The 20,079-nt window shown below is 62.0% G+C and carries 16 protein-coding genes; 6 read left to right on the top strand and 10 right to left on the bottom strand.

The window, feature by feature from the left end; translation table 11 throughout:
• Positions 1-10 precede the first annotated feature (10 nt).
• Together entE and entC are read right to left on the bottom strand one after the other, a co-directional pair.
• Positions 11-1,621, bottom strand: a complete 1,611-nt coding sequence (gene entE / locus ACWKXX_RS01560; protein WP_196278035.1) for a (2,3-dihydroxybenzoyl)adenylate synthase EntE — start codon at positions 1,619-1,621, stop codon at positions 11-13.
• 9 nt (positions 1,622-1,630) lie between these two features.
• Entirely contained in the window at positions 1,631-2,806 is a 1,176-nt protein-coding gene (gene entC / locus ACWKXX_RS01555) for an isochorismate synthase EntC (RefSeq protein ID WP_017382512.1), read from the bottom strand.
• 187 nt (positions 2,807-2,993) lie between these two features.
• Here entC and fepB point away from each other — a divergent pair, with 187 nt between their 5' ends.
• On the top strand, positions 2,994-3,953 hold the full coding sequence (gene fepB / locus ACWKXX_RS01550; RefSeq protein WP_261666387.1) for a Fe2+-enterobactin ABC transporter substrate-binding protein: 960 nt from the start codon (positions 2,994-2,996) through the stop codon (positions 3,951-3,953).
• 77 nt (positions 3,954-4,030) lie between these two features.
• Here fepB and entS read toward each other — a convergent pair whose 3' ends face one another.
• Positions 4,031-5,257: an enterobactin transporter EntS gene (gene entS, locus ACWKXX_RS01545; RefSeq protein WP_023296096.1), complete on the bottom strand. Its 1,227-nt coding sequence runs from the start codon at positions 5,255-5,257 to the stop codon at positions 4,031-4,033.
• A 109-nt stretch (positions 5,258-5,366) separates the two neighbouring features.
• Here entS and fepD point away from each other — a divergent pair, with 109 nt between their 5' ends.
• Genes fepD through fepC form a run of 3 tightly spaced genes read left to right on the top strand, consistent with a single transcriptional unit; the run spans position 5,367 to position 8,157 of the window.
• Positions 5,367-6,371 carry a Fe(3+)-siderophore ABC transporter permease gene (gene fepD, locus ACWKXX_RS01540; RefSeq protein WP_017382515.1) on the top strand — a complete coding sequence of 335 codons (1,005 nt, stop codon included), beginning with the start codon at positions 5,367-5,369 and terminating at the stop codon, positions 6,369-6,371.
• Entirely contained in the window at positions 6,371-7,360 is a 990-nt protein-coding gene (fepG, locus tag ACWKXX_RS01535) for an iron-enterobactin ABC transporter permease (RefSeq protein WP_072203935.1), read from the top strand. The genes fepD and fepG overlap by 1 nt, the downstream gene beginning before the upstream one ends.
• Positions 7,357-8,157: an iron-enterobactin ABC transporter ATP-binding protein gene (fepC, locus tag ACWKXX_RS01530; RefSeq protein ID WP_032647637.1), complete on the top strand. Its 801-nt coding sequence runs from the start codon at positions 7,357-7,359 to the stop codon at positions 8,155-8,157. Before fepG ends, fepC begins: the two co-directional genes overlap by 4 nt.
• Before the next feature lie 89 nt (positions 8,158-8,246).
• On the opposite strand, the gene entF is transcribed toward fepC, so the two are convergent.
• From entF to fes, 3 genes are read right to left on the bottom strand one after another with little or no spacing between them, the layout of a single operon-like run.
• A complete protein-coding gene (entF, locus tag ACWKXX_RS01525; RefSeq protein WP_261666388.1) occupies positions 8,247-12,104 on the bottom strand; it encodes an enterobactin non-ribosomal peptide synthetase EntF in 3,858 nt (1,285 codons plus the stop codon).
• Complete coding sequence (locus ACWKXX_RS01520; RefSeq protein WP_015571182.1) at positions 12,101-12,313, bottom strand: MbtH family protein; 213 nt, start codon at positions 12,311-12,313, stop codon at positions 12,101-12,103. Before ACWKXX_RS01520 ends, entF begins: the two co-directional genes overlap by 4 nt.
• Positions 12,314-12,323: 10 nt before the next feature.
• Entirely contained in the window at positions 12,324-13,523 is a 1,200-nt protein-coding gene (gene fes / locus ACWKXX_RS01515; protein ID WP_017694342.1) for an enterochelin esterase, read from the bottom strand.
• Between the two features lie 146 nt (positions 13,524-13,669).
• Between fes and ACWKXX_RS01510 the strand changes: the two genes are divergently transcribed.
• Together ACWKXX_RS01510 and entD are read left to right on the top strand one after the other, a co-directional pair.
• Positions 13,670-15,919 carry a TonB-dependent siderophore receptor gene (locus ACWKXX_RS01510; RefSeq protein ID WP_017382520.1) on the top strand — a complete coding sequence of 750 codons (2,250 nt, stop codon included), beginning with the start codon at positions 13,670-13,672 and terminating at the stop codon, positions 15,917-15,919.
• 62 nt (positions 15,920-15,981) lie between these two features.
• Positions 15,982-16,671: an enterobactin synthase subunit EntD gene (gene entD, locus ACWKXX_RS01505; protein WP_261666389.1), complete on the top strand. Its 690-nt coding sequence runs from the start codon at positions 15,982-15,984 to the stop codon at positions 16,669-16,671.
• Here the strand turns inward: entD and ACWKXX_RS01500 are convergent.
• The 4 genes from ACWKXX_RS01500 to sitA are packed head-to-tail and all read right to left on the bottom strand — an operon-like array spanning position 16,607 to position 20,008.
• The gene (locus tag ACWKXX_RS01500; RefSeq protein ID WP_045907147.1) at positions 16,607-17,446 is read right to left on the bottom strand and encodes a metal ABC transporter permease; all 840 of its coding nucleotides are present in this window, start codon (positions 17,444-17,446) and stop codon (positions 16,607-16,609) included. The two genes, entD and ACWKXX_RS01500, sit on opposite strands and share 65 nt — an antisense overlap.
• Positions 17,440-18,291, bottom strand: a complete 852-nt coding sequence (gene sitC, locus ACWKXX_RS01495) for an iron/manganese ABC transporter permease subunit SitC (protein WP_261666390.1) — start codon at positions 18,289-18,291, stop codon at positions 17,440-17,442. The genes ACWKXX_RS01500 and sitC overlap by 7 nt, the downstream gene beginning before the upstream one ends.
• Positions 18,288-19,094 (bottom strand): iron/manganese ABC transporter ATP-binding protein SitB, encoded by an 807-nt coding sequence (sitB, locus tag ACWKXX_RS01490; protein ID WP_032647626.1) that lies wholly within the window; start codon positions 19,092-19,094, stop codon positions 18,288-18,290. The genes sitC and sitB overlap by 4 nt, the downstream gene beginning before the upstream one ends.
• A 2-nt stretch (positions 19,095-19,096) precedes the next feature.
• Positions 19,097-20,008 carry an iron/manganese ABC transporter substrate-binding protein SitA gene (gene sitA / locus ACWKXX_RS01485; protein WP_059295218.1) on the bottom strand — a complete coding sequence of 304 codons (912 nt, stop codon included), beginning with the start codon at positions 20,006-20,008 and terminating at the stop codon, positions 19,097-19,099.
• Positions 20,009-20,079: the final 71 nt, after the last annotated feature.

The following is a 20,079-nucleotide window of genomic DNA, read 5'->3' as shown; positions in this document are numbered from 1 at the left end:
TCTCTGTTCCTCAGCCCCGGGCGCGTTCAGCAAGCCACAGGCGCAACTGTTTCTTATCAACTTTGCCGACCGGCGTGAGCGGAAGCGCATCCACGCTCTCCACGCGGTCCGGCAGCTTAAATTCGGCGACGCCCTGCTCGCGCAGGAAGCGGCGCACCTCCACCGCGCGCAGGGGCTGTTTCACCACCAGGTACGCGCAGCTTTTTTCGCCCAGCAGGCTGTCTTCCATGCTCACCAGCGCGGCGTGGATCACCGCGTCGTGGCGCAGCAGCAGGTTTTCGATCTCTTCGGCGGCGATCTTCTCGCCACCGCGGTTGATCTGATCTTTCTCGCGCCCCTGCACGGTGATGTAACCCTGCTCATCGATGGCGATCAGATCGCCCGAGCAGTAGAAACCGTTGGCATCAAAGGCGCTGGCGTTGTGTTCCGGGCTATTGAAATAGCCGCGGAAGGTGTAAGGGCCGCGCGTCATCAGACGCCCGACTTCCCCGCGCGGCAGCGGGTTGCCGTCCTCGTCCGCCACCCACACTTCATCGTCCGGGCACATCGGGCGGCCCTGGGTATTGATGATGCGCTCCGGCGCATCGTCGAGGGCGGTGTAGTTCACCAGCCCTTCCGCCATGCCAAACACCTGCTGAAGCTGGCAGCCAATTTCCGCCGGAATACGTGCCGCAAGCGTGGCGGAGAGACGTGCGCCGCCTACCTGGAGCAGTTCAAGGGATTTCAGCTGGGCGTTCCCCGCGCCGTCGGCAATCGCCTGCAACCACAGGCTGACCGCGGGCGGCACCAGTGAGGTGACGTTTATCTGATGCTGCTCAATCAGCGGGAAGCAGAGCGTGGCGCTCGGATCGTTCGCCAGCACCACGCAGCCGCCCGCGGTGAAGACGCCTAACGATCCCGGCGAGCTCATGGCGTAGTTATGCGCCGCGGGAAGCGCGTTCAGATAGCGGGTGTGCGCAGTGATACCGCAGATTTCGTTGCTGCGACGGATGCTGTAGTCGTAGTCGTTGTGCGTACGCGGGATCAGCTTCGGCGTGCCGGTGCTGCCGCCGGAGAGCTGGAAGAACGCCACTTCGTCGGCGGGCGTCGGGTTCGGGATGAAATTGTCCGCCGGGCGTGCAATCGCCGCCTCCAGCGCGTGTTCGCCCTTATCGCCGCGTAGCAGCACAACGCGTACCGAGCGATGCGCATCCACAAAGGTATTGAGAAAATCATCACCCGCGAACAGCGTGTGGTCGCGGTCGGCAATCAGCACGGCGGGTTTGATCTGCTCCGCGTAGGCGTTGAGTTCGCTGCGCTGATGGCTAAAGAGCGCGTTGACCGGTGCGACGCCGATTTGCAGCAGCGCGAAGAAGGTGATGTAGAACTCGGCCACGTTGCCGAGCTGCACCAGCGCGGTCTCGCCGCGATGCAGCCCCTGCGCCTGAAAGACAGACGCCAGATTCGTCACCGCCTGATTAAACGCGCGGTAGGTGATGCGGCGATCGCCGTCAATTATCGCGACCGCATCGTTGTCCGCATGGTCCGTCAGGATGTGGGTCAGCGGCAGATCCTGCCAGTAGCCTTTTTCACGGTAGCGGCGGGCAAAATCCTCAGGCCAGCGGGTAAAAGGGATGGTCATGAGTATTCCTTAGTGCAAACCAAACACGTTGAGCATGGTGGAGAGCTTCACGCCCGTCTCGCGCCACTCGCCCACCGGGGAGGAAGCAGGCACAATGCCCGCGCCGGCAAACAGGCGAACGGTATTTTGATGCAGCCGCGCGCAGCGGATAGTTACCACCCACTCGCCGTTACCTTCGCTGTCGCACCAGCCGACGATGCCGCCGAACAGCTCACGATCGAACGGCTCCAGCTCGGCAATCAGCTCTTTTGCCGCCTGATGCGGGAAGCCGCTTAGCGCTGGCGTCGGGTGCAGCAGACAGGCCAGCGTCAGAGCGTTCTCGTTTTCACGCGCGTCACCTTCTACCGGCGTCGCCAGATGCCACAGCGTCGGGGTGGTGATGAGCTGCGGGGAAGCCGGCATGGTCAGATGATGGCTGCGCGGTTCCAGAATGGTTTTCATCGCCTGCGTTACCAGGTCGTGCTCGTGACGGTCTTTTTCGGAGGCCAGCAGCTTAGTGCCCGCTTCGCGATCCAGCACATCGTCCGGCTGACGGCGCGCAGAGCCCGCCAGCGGCAGCGAGCTAAAGTGCGCGCCCTCTTTACGCAGCAGCAGTTCCGGGCTGGCGCCCAGCAGCACGCCGCCGTCTTCCAGCGGTACGTGGAAGTTAAAGCTCGCCGGGTTCTGGGCGATAAGACGCTCCATCAGCGCGCTGCTATCAATCTGTTTGTCGGTGGCGATATCAATCAGGCGCGACAGCACCACCTTATTCACCTGCGGCGTGGCGGTGAGCGACGCGGCGCGGGCGACCATCTCCTCGAAAACCGGCTGCGGCGGGATCTCGGTGCGTTGTTGCACATTCAGCGTCTGCGCGCCGGAGGCGTAGCGTGCGGACTGCTGACGCGCCGGGCGAGAGAAGGTTTGCCAGCGTTGCGGAATAAACAGCGATGACGGTTTGCGGGTATCGAAGGGGATCGCCCCTACCATCACCGGATGGGCAATGCCGCTGTTTTTCGCATTCTGGAAAGCCTGAGCTAATTTCTGCTGAAAGGGGCCCGCCGGATCGTCACCGCCGACGGCGGGTTCAGAAAAACGGGCAAAACAGCCTGACGTGGTAAAACTGCGATAGGGCGACATAAAGAAAAAGCTGTCTGATTGCAGCGTGGTCGCGGTGTGCTGAAGGTCCTCAGCCAATGACGTATCCATATCATCCTCCTAAAATGATAAAAGCAGTAATAATGATTATCATTTATATTTTCGTCGGCTAACCTAATCCCACATCGCCCTGGTGTCAACCGCAGAGCAAACAACTTGTGCGACTAACGCTTGCATACCTTCCCCGCAATCATGAAAATGAGAAGCATTAACTTCAACAAAAACAGGATGCCGCTCTGTGAAACTCCCTGCCGTTTGCCGTAATGCCTTTCTTTTAACAGGACTTTTTGTTTTAGGACTAACCTCAGCGACGGCCGCCGACTGGCCGCGTCAGGTCACAGACAGCCGCGGCGTACATACGCTGGAGAGCAAACCGACGCGCATTGTCTCCACCAGCGTGACCCTAACCGGCTCCCTGCTGGCCATTGACGCCCCGGTTATTGCCAGCGGAGCCACCACGCCAAACAACCGCGTGGCGGATGCACAGGGCTTTTTACGTCAGTGGGGCGATATCGCGAAACAGCGTAAGGTTGCCCGGCTGTACATCGGCGAGCCGAGCGCCGAAGCGGTCGCGGCCCAGATGCCGGACCTGATTTTGATCAGCGCCACCGGCGGGGATTCCGCTCTGGCACTCTACGATCAGCTTTCCGCCATCGCCCCGACGCTTATCATTAACTACGACGACAAAAGCTGGCAGGAACTGCTGACCCAGCTGGGGACGATCACCGGGCAGGAAACACAGGCCGCAGAGCGCCTCGCTGCCTTCGATAAACAGCTCGCCCAGGTGAAGCAGCAGATGAAGCTGCCGCCGCAGCCGGTGAACGCCATCGTCTACACCGCCGCGGCGCACACGGCGAACCTGTGGACGACAGACTCGGCTCAGGGCAAGCTGCTGCACCAGCTGGGCTTCACGCTGGCGGCGTTACCTGATGGATTGCACACCTCGCAAAGCCAGGGCAAGCGTCACGACATTATTCAGTTGGGCGGGGAAAACCTGGCGACGGGGCTGAACGGCGAAGGGCTGTTCGTGTTTGCCGGCGACCAGAAAGACGTGGACGCGATTTACGCCAATCCGCTGCTGGCGCATCTGCCGTCGGTCAAGAACAAGCGCGTCTGGGCGCTGGGAACGGAGACGTTCCGCCTGGATTATTACAGCGCGTTGTTGGTGTTGCAGCGTTTGAATTCAATTTTTAAATAAGTGGCACGTTTCCCGTAGGCCCGGTAAGCGCAGCGCCACCGGGCGTTTTGTCGGGTGGCGGCTACGCCTTACCCGACCTACAGGTTCTGCCTGAACCGACGCAACTCCACCAAAACCGCCAATAAAATTACGCCAACCACGGCTAACACAAACCCGCTGCTGCTCGCCGACGCCACCGGGGTCATTATCGCCCCCAGCCCGCCGAGGATCGCTGCGCCAATCGCATCGCCCGTGACGTTCTGCGCCGTCCACAGGCCGTTAATGCGCCCGAGCATCCCTTCCGGCGTCTGGGTCTGGATCAGGGTGTACTGTAAAAGAGAGCTGACCGCGCTCAGCCAGCCAAAAATCACCAGACACATCACCCCCAGCGCCCACACCGGCATCAGGCTGAAGAAACCAATCGCGATAAACGAGGCCAGCGTCGCCACCAGCATGATTAACCCCGGTCTCGCGCTCTGCGCCAGATTTCCGCTGGTCAGCGCCCCGCACGCGGCGCCGAGCGGAATGGCGGCGTACAGCACCCCAATCTCTGAGGCGCTCATCTGCCACTCGCCCGCCAGCGCCGGGTACAGCACGCGCACGGCGCTCGCCATCGTCAGCAGGCCGCCGAGCAGCGCAATGCCGCCAATCAGCGGGTTGCTGAACAGGAAACGAATCGCGGCCATCAGGGACTTCAGCGGATGCTCGCGCGGCTGCGGCGGGGGTGGCAGGAGCGGCAGACGCAGCAGCGTCAGGGTGGTGATAAAGGTTCCCGCCGCGGCAAGGCCGTAGTTCCACGCCACGTTGCCGGTCGCCAGCAGCAGGCCGCCGAACATCGGCGAAATCACCGATCCCAGACGCACGGTGAGCATGGTGATCGCCCCCGCCTGCATCAGGTTCTCGCGCCCGACCAGCGCGGGCGTGGCCGCCAGCAGCGCCGTCACGCCTAACGAGGCAAAAAAGCCGTCCCACAGGCCCAGGGCATAAATCGCCATCAGCGACGGCTCCGGCAGCATTGCGTTCAGACACAGCCCGACAAAGCCCACCCCGCAGGTGCCGCGCGCCAGCAGGATCAGTTTTTTACGCTCGTAGCGGTCCGCCAGCACGCCGCCCACCATCAGGCCGATAAACATCGCCCCGCCGGTTAAGGTGACGGATAACCCCACCAGCCAGCTGGAGTGGGTCATGGTCTGGATCTGTACCGGCACGGCGACCCCGAGCAGGCCGAGGGATAAAATGGAGATAAAGCGGGCGATAAAAACCGCTCGAAACGCCGGGTGCGTTTTCAGCAGGCTGAGGTTGAGCAGCCAGGATTTTTGATTCATGACAAGGCCTTGAGGTATCGGTCTACCATTTCCATGGGCGCACATGCTAACATAGCCAAATAAGATAGATAACGATAATTACTATCATTATCACATCATGGACGTTGCTATGTCGTTTTCCTCTTCCGCGGTGCGCGCCGTAGCCGTGCCCGTTTTATTGCTGCTGTTGATCCTTGCGATTGCACTCAGTTTGCTGGTTGGCGCGAAGCCGCTGCCCGCGTCCGTTATTGTCGATGCGCTCTCCGGTACCTGCCAGAGCGCCGACTGCATTATCGTGCTCGACGCCCGCCTGCCCCGCACCCTTGCCGGCCTGCTGGCCGGTGGCGCACTCGGGCTTGCCGGTGCCCTGATGCAAACCCTCACCCGCAACCCGCTGGCGGACCCTGGCATTCTCGGCGTGAACTCTGGTGCCAGTTTCGCCATTGTGCTCGGCGCGGCGCTGTTTGGTTTCACCTCTCCGTCTGAACAGCTGGTGATGGCCTTCTGCGGCGCGCTGGCCGCCTCGCTGGTGGTGGCCTTTACCGGCAGCCAGGGCGGCGGACAGCTCAGCCCGGTACGTCTGACACTGGCGGGCGTGGCGCTCGCGGCGGTGCTGGAAGGCTTATCGAACGGCATCGCCCTGCTCAACCCGGACGTGTATGACCAGCTGCGCTTCTGGCAGGCCGGTTCGCTGGATATCCGTACCCTTGATACCCTGAAAGTGGTGGCATTCCCGGTGTTTATCTCTGCCGCCGTAGCGCTGTGTTTAAGCCGGGCGCTCAACAGCCTGAGCCTCGGCAGCGACACCGCGACCGCCCTCGGCAACCGCGTGGCGCGCACGCAGCTGACGGGCCTGCTTGTCATCACCGTGCTGTGCGGCAGCGCGACCGCCGTCGTCGGGCCGATTGCCTTTATCGGCCTGATGATGCCGCACATGGCGCGCTGGCTGGTGGGGGCGGATCACCGCTGGTCACTGCCGGTCACGCTGCTGGCGACCCCTGCCCTGCTGCTGTTTGCCGACGTACTGGGCCGCCTGCTGGTGCCGGGTGAATTGCGCGTCTCGGTGGTCAGCGCCTTTATCGGCGCGCCGGTGCTGATCTTCCTGGTACGACGCAGACGCGGGGGTGGCGCATGATGGCCCCGTCCCGTCGATTACTCACCAGCGTCGCCCTGCTGGTCGTCGCCAGTCTGCTGCTGGCGGTCTGGAGCCTGCAAAGCGGTGCCGTAACGCTTGATTTCGCGCAGGTCTTTCATGCTCTCACCGGCAGCGCGCCGCGTAACATCACCATGGTGGTCACCGAATGGCGACTGCCGCGCGTGGCGATGGCGATCCTGGTTGGCGCGGCGCTTGGCGTCAGCGGCGCGATATTCCAGTCGCTGATGCGTAACCCCCTCGGCAGCCCGGACGTGATGGGCCTGAATACCGGCGCGTGGAGCGGCGTGCTGGTGGCGATGGTGCTGTTCGGGCAGCATCTCATGGCCATTACCTTTACGGCGATGGCGGGCGGCATTCTCACCTCCCTGCTTATCTGGGCCCTGGCCTGGCGCAACGGCATCGACACCTTCCGCCTGATCATCATCGGGATCGGCATCCGCGCGATGCTGATGGCGTTTAACACCTGGCTTCTGCTACAGGCGTCGCTGGAAACCGCACTCTCCGCCGGGCTGTGGTACGCCGGTTCCCTCAACGGTCTGACGTGGGGAAAAACCTGGCCCGCCGCGCCGCTGATTATCCTGATGTTTATTGGCGCGTTGCTGCTGGTCAGGCGCATGCGGCTGCTGGAGATGGGCGACGACAGCGCCTGCGCGCTGGGCGTGAGCGTAGAGCGCTCGCGCCTGATGCTGATGCTGGTGGCGGTCTTGCTGACCGCAGCGTCTACCGCCATCGCCGGGCCGATCTCGTTTATTGCCCTTGTCGCGCCGCATATCGCGCGGCGACTTAGCGGCACCGCGCGCTGGGGATTAACCCAAGCAGCGCTGTGCGGCGCAGTATTACTGCTGGCCGCCGATCTCTGCGCTCAGCAGCTGTTTACGCCTTATCAACTGCCGGTGGGCGTGGTGACCGTCAGCCTCGGCGGGATTTACCTCATCGTCTTGCTCGTTCAGGAGTCACGCAAGAAATGACAGATTCAACACCCCGCTTGCGCGGCGAAAACTTGACCCTCGGCTACGGTAAAAAAATCATTGCCCGGGACTTATCCGTTGCCATTCCGGACGGCCACTTCACCGCCATTATCGGGCCAAACGGCTGCGGCAAATCGACATTGCTGCGCACGCTGAGCCGCCTGATGTCGCCGGTTGAGGGCAGCGTGTTCCTCGACGGGGAGCAGATCCAGCGCTTCGCCAGCAAAGAGGTGGCGCGCCGAATTGGGCTGCTGGCGCAAAACGCCACCACGCCGGGGGATATTACCGTGCAGGAGCTGGTCTCCCGCGGGCGCTATCCGCACCAGCCGCTGTTTACCCGCTGGCGCAAGGAGGACGACGAGGCCGTGAAGCGCGCGATGCAGGCGACGGGCATCACCGATCTGGCCCAGCAAAGCGTCGATACCCTCTCCGGCGGACAGCGCCAGCGCGCGTGGATCGCGATGGTGCTGGCGCAGGAGACCTCCATCATGCTGCTGGACGAGCCGACGACCTGGCTGGATATCAGCCATCAGATTGACCTGCTGGAGCTGCTGAGCGAACTGAATCGTACGCAGGGGTACACCCTGGCGGCAGTGCTGCACGACTTAAACCAGGCGTGCCGCTACGCGACGCATTTGATTGCGCTGCGCGACGGCGAGATTGTGGCGCAGGGCGCGCCGAAAGAGATTGTGACGCCGGATCTGATCGCGCGGATCTACGGAATGCGCTGCATGATTATTGACGATCCGGTGGCGGGTACGCCGTTGGTGGTGCCGTTGGGCAAGCGTGCGGTCTGATGCCCTCACCCCGGCCCTCTCCCACGGGGAGAGGGAGCAAACCATCCCCTCTCCCCGTGGGAGAGGGTTAGGGTGAGGGGCTTTAAACGTTACCCAAAAATTTCCTTCAGTACCGGCCCAATCTTTTCAAACGCCTGCGGTGAAATAATATCCACGTGGGCGCAGTCCTGGCTGTATACCTCCAGCTCACCCACCCACGGCGCCCACGCGGCCTGCGGATCCAGGGTTCGCGTTCGCTCGGCGACAAACAGCGTCGCTTTACCGTCAAACCGCGCGCTGTGCGCCGTGGTGAGCAGCCGCACCGCGTCGGTGTAGTTGCCTTCGATAGCGTTAAACAACTCGCTGGAGCCCTGCCCCTGCTGGGCAGCGATAAACGCCTGGCGTTCGCGCTCAATTTCCGCCAGCACCTCCGGATCGAGGCCGTTGGCCTCTTTCTCCGCCCAGTTCTGGGTTTCCGGTGGCCAGGTATCCAGCAGGCCGAGGAACGCTACGTCTTCACCCTGCTCGCGCAGACGCGCCGCAATGCCCTGCGCCAGCGTGCCGCCGAGGGAATAGCCGAACAGATAATACGGCCCCTGCGGCTGTTGCTTACGCAACGTGTTCAGATGATGTTCGATCACCGCATCGAGATCCGCACACTGCTGCATCGGCCCCTCAGGCCGGGGAGACTGAATGCCGACGATTGACCAGCGCGGGCTGAGGTAGCGCGCCAGGACGCTAAACTGCCAGGCAAAGCCGGACGCCGGATGGAAGCAGAACAGCGTGGGGCCGTTGCTTTCACGCAGCGGGAGAACGGTTTCATACCCCAGACGCTGCGCCTGCTCGTCGCTCATCTGCGAGTCCAGCAGGGCGCTAAGCTTGCTCACCGTCGAGGCGACCATAATCTGCCCCGGCGTGACCTTGCGGCTGAACGCACGGCTGAGCTGAGCCGCAAGGCGCATCGCCAGCAGCGAGTGGCCGCCGAGGGCAAAGAAATCGGCCTCGATATCGTTCACCGCGCAGCCCAGCAGGGCAGAAAACGCCTGCGCCACGGTGACTTCAGTTTGCGTCTCGGGCGCGCGACCGGAAGTTTTGCTGGTCAGCTCCGGCAGCGGCAGCGCCTTACGATCCAGCTTGCCGTTGGCGCTTAACGGCAGCGCGCTGATTTGCAGCAGCACCACCGGCACCATATGCGGCGGCAGCTGGGCTTTGAGTGATGCAAGCAGCGCGTCGCGATCCAGCGGTAAGCCGGATTCAGAGACAACGTATCCCACCAGCTGGCGGGCATCGCCGCCCGTGGCAGCCGCCTGGTTGAACACGCAGGCGTGCGCCACCGCCTGGGCCACATCCGGCAGCGCGAGCATCGCCCGGTCGATTTCGCCCAGCTCAATGCGCTGGCCGCGGATTTTCAGCTGATCGTCGCTGCGGCCCAGATATTCCACCGCGCCGTTGTCCAGCCAGCGGGCAACGTCCCCGGTGCGGTACATTCGCTCGCCGGGGGCAAACGGATCGGCGATAAAGCGGCTGGCGGTAAGGTCGGGGCGTCCCAGATACCCCTGCGCCAGCTGAATGCCGGTGAGATAGAGATCCCCCGCCACGCCGAACGGCACCGGGCGCATCATCGCGTCCAGAATGCGCAGCCCCGTATTCCACACCGGGAAGCCGATAGGCACGCTGTTGCCTTCCACCGCCGCCAGCTCGGGGCCGTACGCCGGATACCAGCTCACATCCACCGCCGCTTCGGTCGGGCCATAGAGGTTGTGCAGCGGCGCATGGGTGAGCTGTTCCCACTCGCGACACAGCGCAGTCGGCAACGCCTCGCCGCTACAGAACACCTGCTTCAGCGTCCTGCAACAGTCGACGTTTTCCGGCGTCAGCGAGGCGACGAACGCCGCCAGCATCGACGGCACGAAGTGGGTGGTGGTCACGCCGTACTGCGCGAAGAAACTCTGCATTGCCTGCGGATCGCGGTGCGCGTCCGGCTCGGCCATCACCAGCTTCGCCCCGGCGATAAACGGCCACCAGAACTCCCACACCGACACGTCAAAGCTGCACGGCGTTTTCTGCGCCACCACGTCATGCGCCGCCAGTGGATAATGATCCTGCATCCACTTCAGGCGGTTAACGATGGCGGTATGGCCGACCATCACCCCTTTTGGACGCCCCGTCGAACCGGAGGTAAATATGATGTACGCGGTCTGCTCCGGCTTCGCCAGTCGCAGAGGTTCAGCATCGGTGGCCGGTAATAGTGTGTTGTAACTAAAGGTGGCGATCGGCAGATCGTTAAAGCGCGGAAGCTGCTCGTCGGTGGTAATGAGCAGCGACGGCTTCGCGTCCTCCAGCATCATCCGCAGACGGTCATCCGGGTAACCGGTATCCAGCGGCAGCCAGGCGGCGCCTGCTTCAACAATCCCGTGCAGCGCCAGGGTCAGGAACACCGAGCGCGGGAGCGCCACCGCCACGCTGTCGCCCGGCTTCACGCCGCGCGCGCGCAGCAGGTTTGCCAGCGCGACCACCTGCTCGCGCAGCTGGCGGTAGTTCAGTTCAGTATGGGCATCCGCCAGCGCGGGGGCGTCCGGCGTTTTGCTCGCCTGCTCCGCCACAAGATCCGCCAGCGTGGTGGACGGCAGCGCCAGCCCGGTATCGTTGATGCGCGCCAGCCGGGCGTATTCCTGCTCTGATACGGTTTCCACGTCGCCACAGCGCAGGTCCGGATTGGCGGCAAACTGCGTCAGCATTGCGTTCAGGCGCGCCGCGTGCCCCTTCAGCGTCGCCTCGTCGTAACGCTGCCCGTTGGCGAGGATCTCAATGCTCAGTCCGCCCTGCTCGTCCGGGAACAGCGCCAGCTCGAGATCGTTCACCGGGCCGGTTGCCAGCGTATGGGTGATGGCCTCCACGCCATCGATATCCAGCTGATAATCGAACACCTTAACGTTCAGCACCGGACCAAAAAGGGCTTCGTCGCCTGCGGCACGTCCGCTGTCGCGCACGATCTGCTCGGCGTCGTAACGCTGATGGCGGCGCATCTTTTTCAGCTGGTTCGCCAGGCGCAGCGCCAGTTCCGGCAGGCTCTCCTGCGGGCGAATATTCACCGCCAGCGGCAGGACGTTGAGCACCGGTCCGGTCGCGGTCAGCGCGGCGGAGCCCATGCGGCGCATAAAGATAAACCCGGCGGCGTAGTCCAGCCGTCCGGTCAGGCGGCCCAGCCACAGCGCCACCAGCGCAAGCGCCAGATCGGTACGCTGCGCCTGGCCTGCCATCTGTGTAAGCTGGCTGAACGCACGGCCGTCCATCGCAATTTTCAGGCGCAGGATGTCGGTGGTGGCGGCGCGTCCCGGCAGCGGCGCGGAAGAGAGCGAGACCGGAGAAGGAAGCTGTTTGCGCTGCTCGGCCCAGAAAGCACCGTCGCGCTGATACGCCTCGCTGTCGCGATAGCGCTGATACTCCTCCACCACCTCGGCGAACGGGGTGAACGGCGAGGCGGGCGCGGGTTCACCTTTCTGCCACGCAGCGTAAATGGCGGCGATCTGACGGGTAATGGCCGGGAAGCTGAAGCCATCTACCACCAGATGATGATACCGCTGATACCAGTACCAGTGGCTTTCTCCCACCTGGATCAGCTGGTGAAACGCCAGCGGCTGACCGCTGTCGACGCGCAGGTTCTGGTTGAGATCGGCCTCCATCAGCGCCACGGCGGCGTCGTGGGAGTCAACGCGCACGATGGACGGCTCCGGCAGGAGCATGGCCTCATCGATCCACTGCCACACCTCACCGTTATCTTCGGCAAAACGCATCCGCAGGGTGTCGGCCTGCATCATGCCTTCAGCGATGGCTTTTGCCAGCAATGGCGCATCGATAGCGCCGTTCAGCTCGGTGTAGTGCGCGACGCTCCAGGCGTTTGGCAGGGAGGAAAGCTGCTCTGCCATCCAGATCCCCGGCTGGGCGGCGACAAGAGGGAGACGGTTCATGCGCGCTCCCCCGCAAAACATGACGGCTCAAGCGTCTGCCACTGTTCCGCCAGCCACTGCTGGCACGCCTCCTGAGATTGCGGTTCGCAGACCACGCGCCAGCCCGCGGGCAACTCGCACTGCTGCGGCCACAGGCTGTACTGCCCCTGGTCATTTTGCAAAATGGCGAACTGTCCCTGCGGATTATCGAAAGGATTGCTGAATTCCATACAGACTCCGTTATTGAATAAGCGGCTGCCAGAGGGTCATCAGCCCCTGCGTCAGCCCACCGCGCCAGCAAAGCGCATCGTGTCCGCCGTCGACCTGACGCCAGAAAACCGGTTGCTGAGTGTGTAGTTCGGCGAGGATCGCCTGGTTTGCGCGCAAAATAAGCGGCTCGTTGCGCCCGGCCTCAAGGACGATGCGCAGCCCGCGAGCGGTTTTGTCACCCGCTTTGAGTTGTTCGATGAGCAGCCCGTCCTGCTGCGCGCCGCGGTGCGGCCACCAGTAGGATCCGGACTGGCTGAGGATGCAGCCAAAACGCTGCGGCCAGTTGAGGCCCGCATAGAGGGAAGAGAGCCCGCCGAAGCTCTGACCCGCCACCACGGTATGGTCGGCGCGGTCGCTGAACGGGGCCATGCTTTTCACCTGCGGGAGAAGTTCGTCCTGCACCGCCAGCCAGAAATCAGGGTTACACGGCAGCTCGCGGCTGCGGTGTGCGGTGTCAATCACGTCGATTAAGACATAGACCGCAGGCGGCAGTTTGCCTTCAAGGGTGAGCGACGCCAGCGCAGGCCAGACGGGCATGCTTTCGGCCCAGAACTGCCCGTCGAGCAGCACCGCCAGCGGGCGCTCGGGGCTTTCATCCCCGGTGGTAAAAATCCACACGCGGCGACGGTTCTTCAGACGCGCGCTGTGCCACTCAATGCAGACAGGCTTTTTGTAAGGGGTATCGGGATGGTTCCAGCCGGGCTGTACGGGCGCCTCCGGCATCTCCAGCGCCGAGACGGCGTGCCCGCGCCCGCCGCGCCAGCTCTGGGCATTCAGCGGGTCGGACACCGCGTGCGGCAATAGTTTGCGCCAGCCTTCGCGCAGCGCCATGCGGTCCGGCTGATCGCCTTCAAACACTGCGCTGGCAAAATCGTTTTCATTGTCGGAGGGGATAAAACAGTAGCTGCCGCGCCATTCCGGGCTGAACTCGCCCTGCCACTGCCAGACGTCGGTATCCGGGATACGTTCAAGGGACTGCGGACGGGCATTTTGATGGTGATCGGTCACACCGGTGACGTAGAGCCAGACGCGTTTAACCGTCGACGTTTTCTGCGTTCCCGCCGGGTCCCGCCACCAGAATGTCACGCGATAGTTTTCCTGATGACGTTCCCGTTCCGGCCCGTCTTTCGCCTGCCACCACGCTTCACTTCCGGTTGTTAACGCCGTCACCCTTATAACCCCATGTTTAACAGTCTTTTTCGTTTCAGAGCAAATTTTATTGATAATATTATTGATAACTATTTGCATTTGCAATAGCGTAATGCCCGCGCTGTGGGAAGCGCGCTCATTAAATAACCATAAAAGCGGGACGTACAATGAATAAGAAGATTCACTCTCTGGCCTTGCTGGTCAATTTAGGGATTTATGGTGTCGCGCTGCCCGTCATGGCAGACGACAACACCGCCTCCGCGCAGCATGAAGACACCATGGTGATCACCGCCGCCGAGCAGAATTTGCAGGCGCCGGGCGTGTCGACCATCACCGCCGACGAGATCCGCAAAAACCCGCCCGCGCGCGACGTGGCGGAAATCATCCGCACCATGCCGGGCGTTAACCTGACCGGCAACTCCACCAGCGGCCAGCGCGGGAATAACCGTCAGATTGACATTCGCGGCATGGGCCCGGAAAACACCCTGATCCTGATCGACGGCAAGCCGGTCACCAGCCGCAACTCCATCCGTCTGGGCTGGCGCGGCGAGCGTGATACCCGCGGCGATACCGGCTGGGTCCCGCCGGAGATGATCGAGCGCATCGAAGTGATCCGTGGCCCGGCTGCTGCCCGCTACGGTAACGGTGCGGCGGGCGGCGTGGTGAACATCATCACCAAAAAATTTGACGACCAGTGGCACGGCTCCTGGAACACCTACCTGAATGCGCCAGAGCATAAAGACGAAGGTTCCACCAAACGCACTAACTTCAGCCTGAGCGGCCCGCTGGGCGGGGATTTCAGCTTCCGCATGTACGGTAACCTGGATAAAACTCAGGCCGACGCCTGGGACATTAACCAGGGCCATCAGTCTGACCGTACCGGCGCATATGCCGACACGCTGCCGGCAGGCCGTGAAGGGGTCGAGAATAAAGACATCAACGGCGTGGTGCGCTGGGACTTTGCGCCTATGCAGTCCCTGGAGTTTGAGGCGGGATACAGCCGCCAGAACAACCTTTACGCGGGCGATACCCAGAATACCAACAACGACAACAGCTCAAGCGGGCTGGTGAAGAAGAACTACGGTAAAGAGACTAACCGTATCTATCGTCAGAACTTCGCCGTGACCTGGAACGGCGGCTGGGATAACGGCATTACCACCAGCAACTGGGCGCAGTACGAGCACACCCGCAACTCGCGTCTGGGCGAAGGCCTGGCGGGCGGTCTGGAAGGATTGTTCAACAGCAATAAATTCACCGATACCGACCTGGCCGACGTGATGCTGCACAGCGAAATCAACCTGCCGATTGATTTCATTGTGAATCAAAACCTGACGCTCGGCACCGAGTGGAACCAGCAGCGCATGAAGGACTCGACCTCCTTCACGCAAACCCAGCAGGGCGGCACCATTCCGGGCATGAGCGAAGACCGTAGCCCGTACACTTCAGCGGAGATCTTCTCCCTGTTTGCCGAAAACAACATGGAGTTGACCGACAGCACCATGCTGACCCCTGCCCTGCGCTTCGACCACCACACCATTGTGGGTAATAACTGGAGCCCGTCCCTGAACCTGTCGCAGGGTCTGGGGGATGACTTCACCCTGAAGATGGGCATCGCGCGCGCCTATAAAGCGCCAAGCCTGTACCAGACCAACCCGAACTATCTGCTGTACAGTAAAGGCCAGGGCTGCTACGCAAGTTCCGACGGCGTGGGCTGCTACATGATGGGTAACGACGATCTGAAAGCGGAAACCAGCATCAACAAAGAGATTGGCCTGGAGTGGAAACGCGACGGCTGGCTGGCGGGCGTGACCTGGTTCCGCAACGACTACCGCAACAAGATTGAAGCGGGCTACGCGCCGATTGGCCAGACGTCCACCGGCAAAGTCACCACCGATATCTACCAGTGGGAAAACGTGCCGAAGGCGGTAGTAGAAGGTCTGGAAGGCTCCCTGAACGTGCCGGTCAGCGATACCATCAACTGGACCAACAACATCACTTACATGCTGCAAAGCAAGAACAAGGAGACCGGCGATCGTCTGTCGATCATTCCTGAGTACACGCTGAACTCAACCCTGAGCTGGCAGGTGCATCAGGACGTATCGCTCCAGTCGACCTTCACCTGGTACGGCAAGCAGCAGCCGAAGAAGTACAACTACAAAGGTCAGCCGGTCACCGGGTCTGAGAAAGACGAAGTCAGCCCGTACAGCATCGTGGGCCTGAGCGCGACCTGGGACGTGACCAAAAACGTCAGCCTGACCGGCGGCGTGGACAACGTCTTCGACAAGCGCCAGTGGCGTGCGGGTAACGCCCAGACCACGGGTAATACCACCACCGGCGCGTATATGTACGGTGCGGGCGCGTATACGTATAATGAACCGGGCCGTACCTGGTATATGAGCGTGAATACGCGTTTTTAAGGGACTGAAGTCAATCCTTCCCTCTCCCCTCCGGGGAGAGGGTCAGGGTGAGGGGAAAAACCATGCACACCACCCACAGCACATTTTCTCTCGCCGGCCACACCCTCCACCGCATCACTTTCGACCCCGCCACCTTTACCGACGCCGATCTCCTCTGGCTCCCCCATCACGCGCAGCTTGCTGACGCCGGACGCAAACGCAAGGCCGACCACCTGGCAGGCCGCATCGCCGCCGCGCACGCCTTACCTGACCACACCATGCCCGCCATCGGCCCCAGCGGGGAACCGCTCTGGCCGCAAGGTATTTCCGGCAGCATCACCCACAGCGGCACGCAGGCGATATCCGTCGTCACGCAATACCCGGCGCTTATCGGCATCGATTGTGAAACGATCCTCTTCGAAAACGAAGCCAGGGAAATCAAAGACGGCATTATTGATACGCAGGAAGAACCTGTGCTTTCCCGCCAGGGATACCCGTTCGCCCTCGCCCTGACGCTGGTCTTCAGCGCCAAAGAGAGCCTGTTCAAGGCCCTCTTTCCGCAGGTACAGGCCTGGATGGGTTTTGACAGCGCCCGCGTTACCAAGCTCGACGACAAGACGCTCACGCTGGCGTTGACCCGTCAACTGGCAGGCTTTGAAGAAGGCACCGCCTTCCGCCTGCACTGGCAGCAGCACGGCGAACAGGTCATCACCCTGCTGTCACACGCTCCTGGCGACGAGCCTTCACGCTGGTCACCACAAACGTCACGATAAACACCATCGCGAACAGGACCACAATGGTCGGCGCAGGCGCGCTGTCGAGATAAAACGAGGCATAAACGCCGCTTACCGACACCAGCGCTGAAACGGCGACCGCCACCAGCAGCGCCATGTGAAAGCGTCGGGTAATCAGCACCGCCACGGCGCCGGGCGCAATCAGCAGGGAAATCGACAGAATGATCCCCACCGCTTTCAGCGTCGCAACGATGGTCAGCGAAACCATGCACAGTAAGCCGTAGTGCAGCCAGTGGGTGCGCAAGCCACTCGCCTGCGCCTGCTGATAGTCAAAGCAGAACAGCAGAAAATCGCGCCACTTCAGGCCAATCACCAGCGCAATCAGCCCCGCGACGAGACCGCTTTGCAGAATGTCCATCCCGTTAATACCCAGCATATCGCCGAACAGAATGTGGTCGAGATGCACCTCAGGTTTGACGGCGATATAGAGGATCAGCCCGGCGCCGAACATGCCGGAAAAGACGATCCCCATGACCGTATCCTGTTTGATGCGGCTGTTATCCTTCAGATATCCGGTGGCGACCGCGCAGAAAAGACCGGCTACGAACGCGCCCAGCGCCAGCGGCAGGCCCATCATCCAGGCCAGCACGACGCCGGGAAACACCGCGTGGCTCATGGCGTCGCCCATCAGCGCCCAGCCTTTCAGCACCAGAAAAACCGACAGCAGCGCGCAGGGCACGGCCACCATGAGTGAAATCAGCAGCGCGTTGTTCATAAACGCAAACTGGAACGGTTCGAGAAGCAGCGTCAACATGGGTGTGCCTCCCGCGCCCGACGGCGGCTGGCAAGCAGTCCGTGCTTCGGCGCAAAGACGAACGCCATCAGGAACAGCAGCGTCTGGGCGACCACGATAATGCCGCCGGTGGCGCCGTCCAGGTAATAGCTGGCCCACGCGCCGAGGAAGCTGGTGATGCTGCCAATGGCGACCGCAATCATCAGCAGGCGCGGGAAGCGGTCGGTCAGCAGCCACGCGGTCGCGCCGGGCGTGACCACCAGACAGATCACCAGAAATGCGCCGACGGTTTGCAGCGCCGCCACGGTAGAGACCGCCAGCAGCGTGAAGAAGAGAATTTTCAGGCGTTCAGGACGCAGGCCGATGGCGCGGGCGTGGTTCTCATCAAAAAAGGTCACCATCAGATCTTTCCATTTGAACAGCAGGATAACTATCGACACCACGCCGATAATCGCCAGCTGGACGATATCTTCCGGGGCGATAGCCAGAATATTGCCGAGGACGATGGTCTGAATGTTCACCGAGGTCGGGTTGAGCGAGACCATAAACAGCCCCAACCCGAAAAACGAGGAGAAGATCAGCCCGATAATGGCGTCCTCCTTCAGGCGGCTGCGCTGGTTGAGAAACAGCATGCTGCCCGCCGCCAGCCCGCCCGATAAAAACGCCCCCAGCGAGAACGGCAGCCCGAGCATGTAGGCCCCCGCTATGCCCGGCACGATGGAGTGCGACAGCGCATCGCCGATCAGCGACCAGCCTTTGAGCATCAGATAGCAGGAGAGAAACGCGCACAGCCCGCCCACCATCGCCGAGACCCACATCGCGTTGAGCATGTACTCGTAGCCGAAGGGTTCGAGAAGCACGTTCATTTGGCCTCCTGACGGTGCGTGACGAAGGGGCGTTCGTCGTCGGTAATAATGCGATCTTCCGAGCCGCTGAGCACCACGTGGCGCAGCACGCCGCTAAAGGCGCGCTCGAGATTCTCGGCGGTAAAGGTGGTTTCCGTCGGGCCGCTCGCCAGCACGGTGCCTTTGACCATCACCGTGTAATCGCAGAATTCCGTGACCGAGCCCAGGTTATGGGTCGAGACCAGCATCGTTTTGCCCTCGTCGCGCAGCTCCCGCAGCAGGCTGATGATCCTGGCTTCGGTTTTGACGTCCACGCCGGTAAACGGCTCGTCGAGCAGGATCACCTCGCCCTGCTGGGCAATCGCCCGCGCCAGAAACACGCGCTTCTTCTGCCCGCCGGACAGCTCGCCAATCTGCCGATGGCGCAGCTCGAGCATATCTACACGCTTCAGGGCGTCGGTGACGATCTGCTTATCGCATTCTTTGGGACGACGCAGAAACCCCATATGCCCGTAGCGGCCCATCATCACCACGTCCTCGACGAGCACCGGAAACGACCAGTCGACCTCTTCCGACTGCGGCACGTAGGCGACCAGGTTCTGACGCAGCGCCCGGTGAGGCGGCAACCCCAGAATGGAGATAGTGCCGCTCGCCGCCCGCACAAACCCCATCACCGCCTTAAACAGCGTGGACTTGCCGGAACCGTTCACCCCCACCAGGGCGGCAATCGATCCGCCCGGCACGCTGAACGACGCGTCGCGCAGCGCCGTGTGGCCGTTGCGGTAGGTCACGGTCACGTCGGTTACAACAATCCCTTTCTGCATGGTTACTCCTTCATCCCGTCGCGGATGCCCTGCACCAGCGTGCGGGTGGTGACGTTCAGCAGATCGATATAGGTCGGCACCGGGCCGTTTTCCGCGCTCAGAGAGTCGACGTACAGCACGCCGCCATAGTGGGCGCCGGTTTCACGCGCCACCTGACGGGCGGGCTTATCCGAGACCGTACTTTCGCTAAACACCGCCGGAATGTGATGTTTTTTCACCATGTCGATAACCTTGCGCACCTGCTGGGGCGTGCCCTGCTGATCGGCGTTGATCGGCCACAGGTAAAGCTCCTTCAGGCCCAAATCCCGCGCCAGATAGGAGAACGCCCCTTCGCTGGTTACCATCCAGCGTTTGTCTTCAGGTATCTCCGCGACCTGCTTGCGCAGCGGTTCGAGAGTGGCGGTGATCTTATGCTTGTAGGCTTCCGCATTGCGCTGATAGGTCTGTGCGTTGGCCGGATCGTACTTCACCAGCGCGTCGCGGATGTTATCGACGTAAATCAGGGCGTTGTCCGGCGACATCCACGCGTGCGGATTGGGCTTGCCGTTATAGGGCCCTTCGCTGATGCCCATCGGGGTGATGCCTTTGGTGACAATCACCTCCGGCACGCCGTTCAGATGCTGATAAAAGCGCTGGAACCACAGCTCCAGATTCATGCCGTTCGCCAGGATCAGCTGTGCCTTCTGCGCGCGTTTGATATCGCCCGGGGTGGGCTGGTATTCGTGAATTTCCGCGCCCGGTTTGGTGATGGAGGTGACCTCTGCGGCATCCCCCGCCACGTTTTTCGCCATATCAGCGATAACGGTAAAAGTGGTGATGACCTGGAACTTTTCAGCCGCCAGCGCGCCGGTCGTGGTCGCAGTCATGAGCAGCGCGCCGAGCAACAGACGCTTCAATCCTTGCCGTGGATGCATCGCAGAAGTCTCCTGAGGTGATTAAATTCAAAGCAAAATTAGCCTGTGCTATAAGGTATAGCACAGGCTAT

Source organism: Enterobacter sp. UPMP2061 (assembly GCF_053709615.1).
Note: the sequence above shows the minus strand (reverse complement) of the source record. Positions and strands in the feature narration are given on the sequence as shown.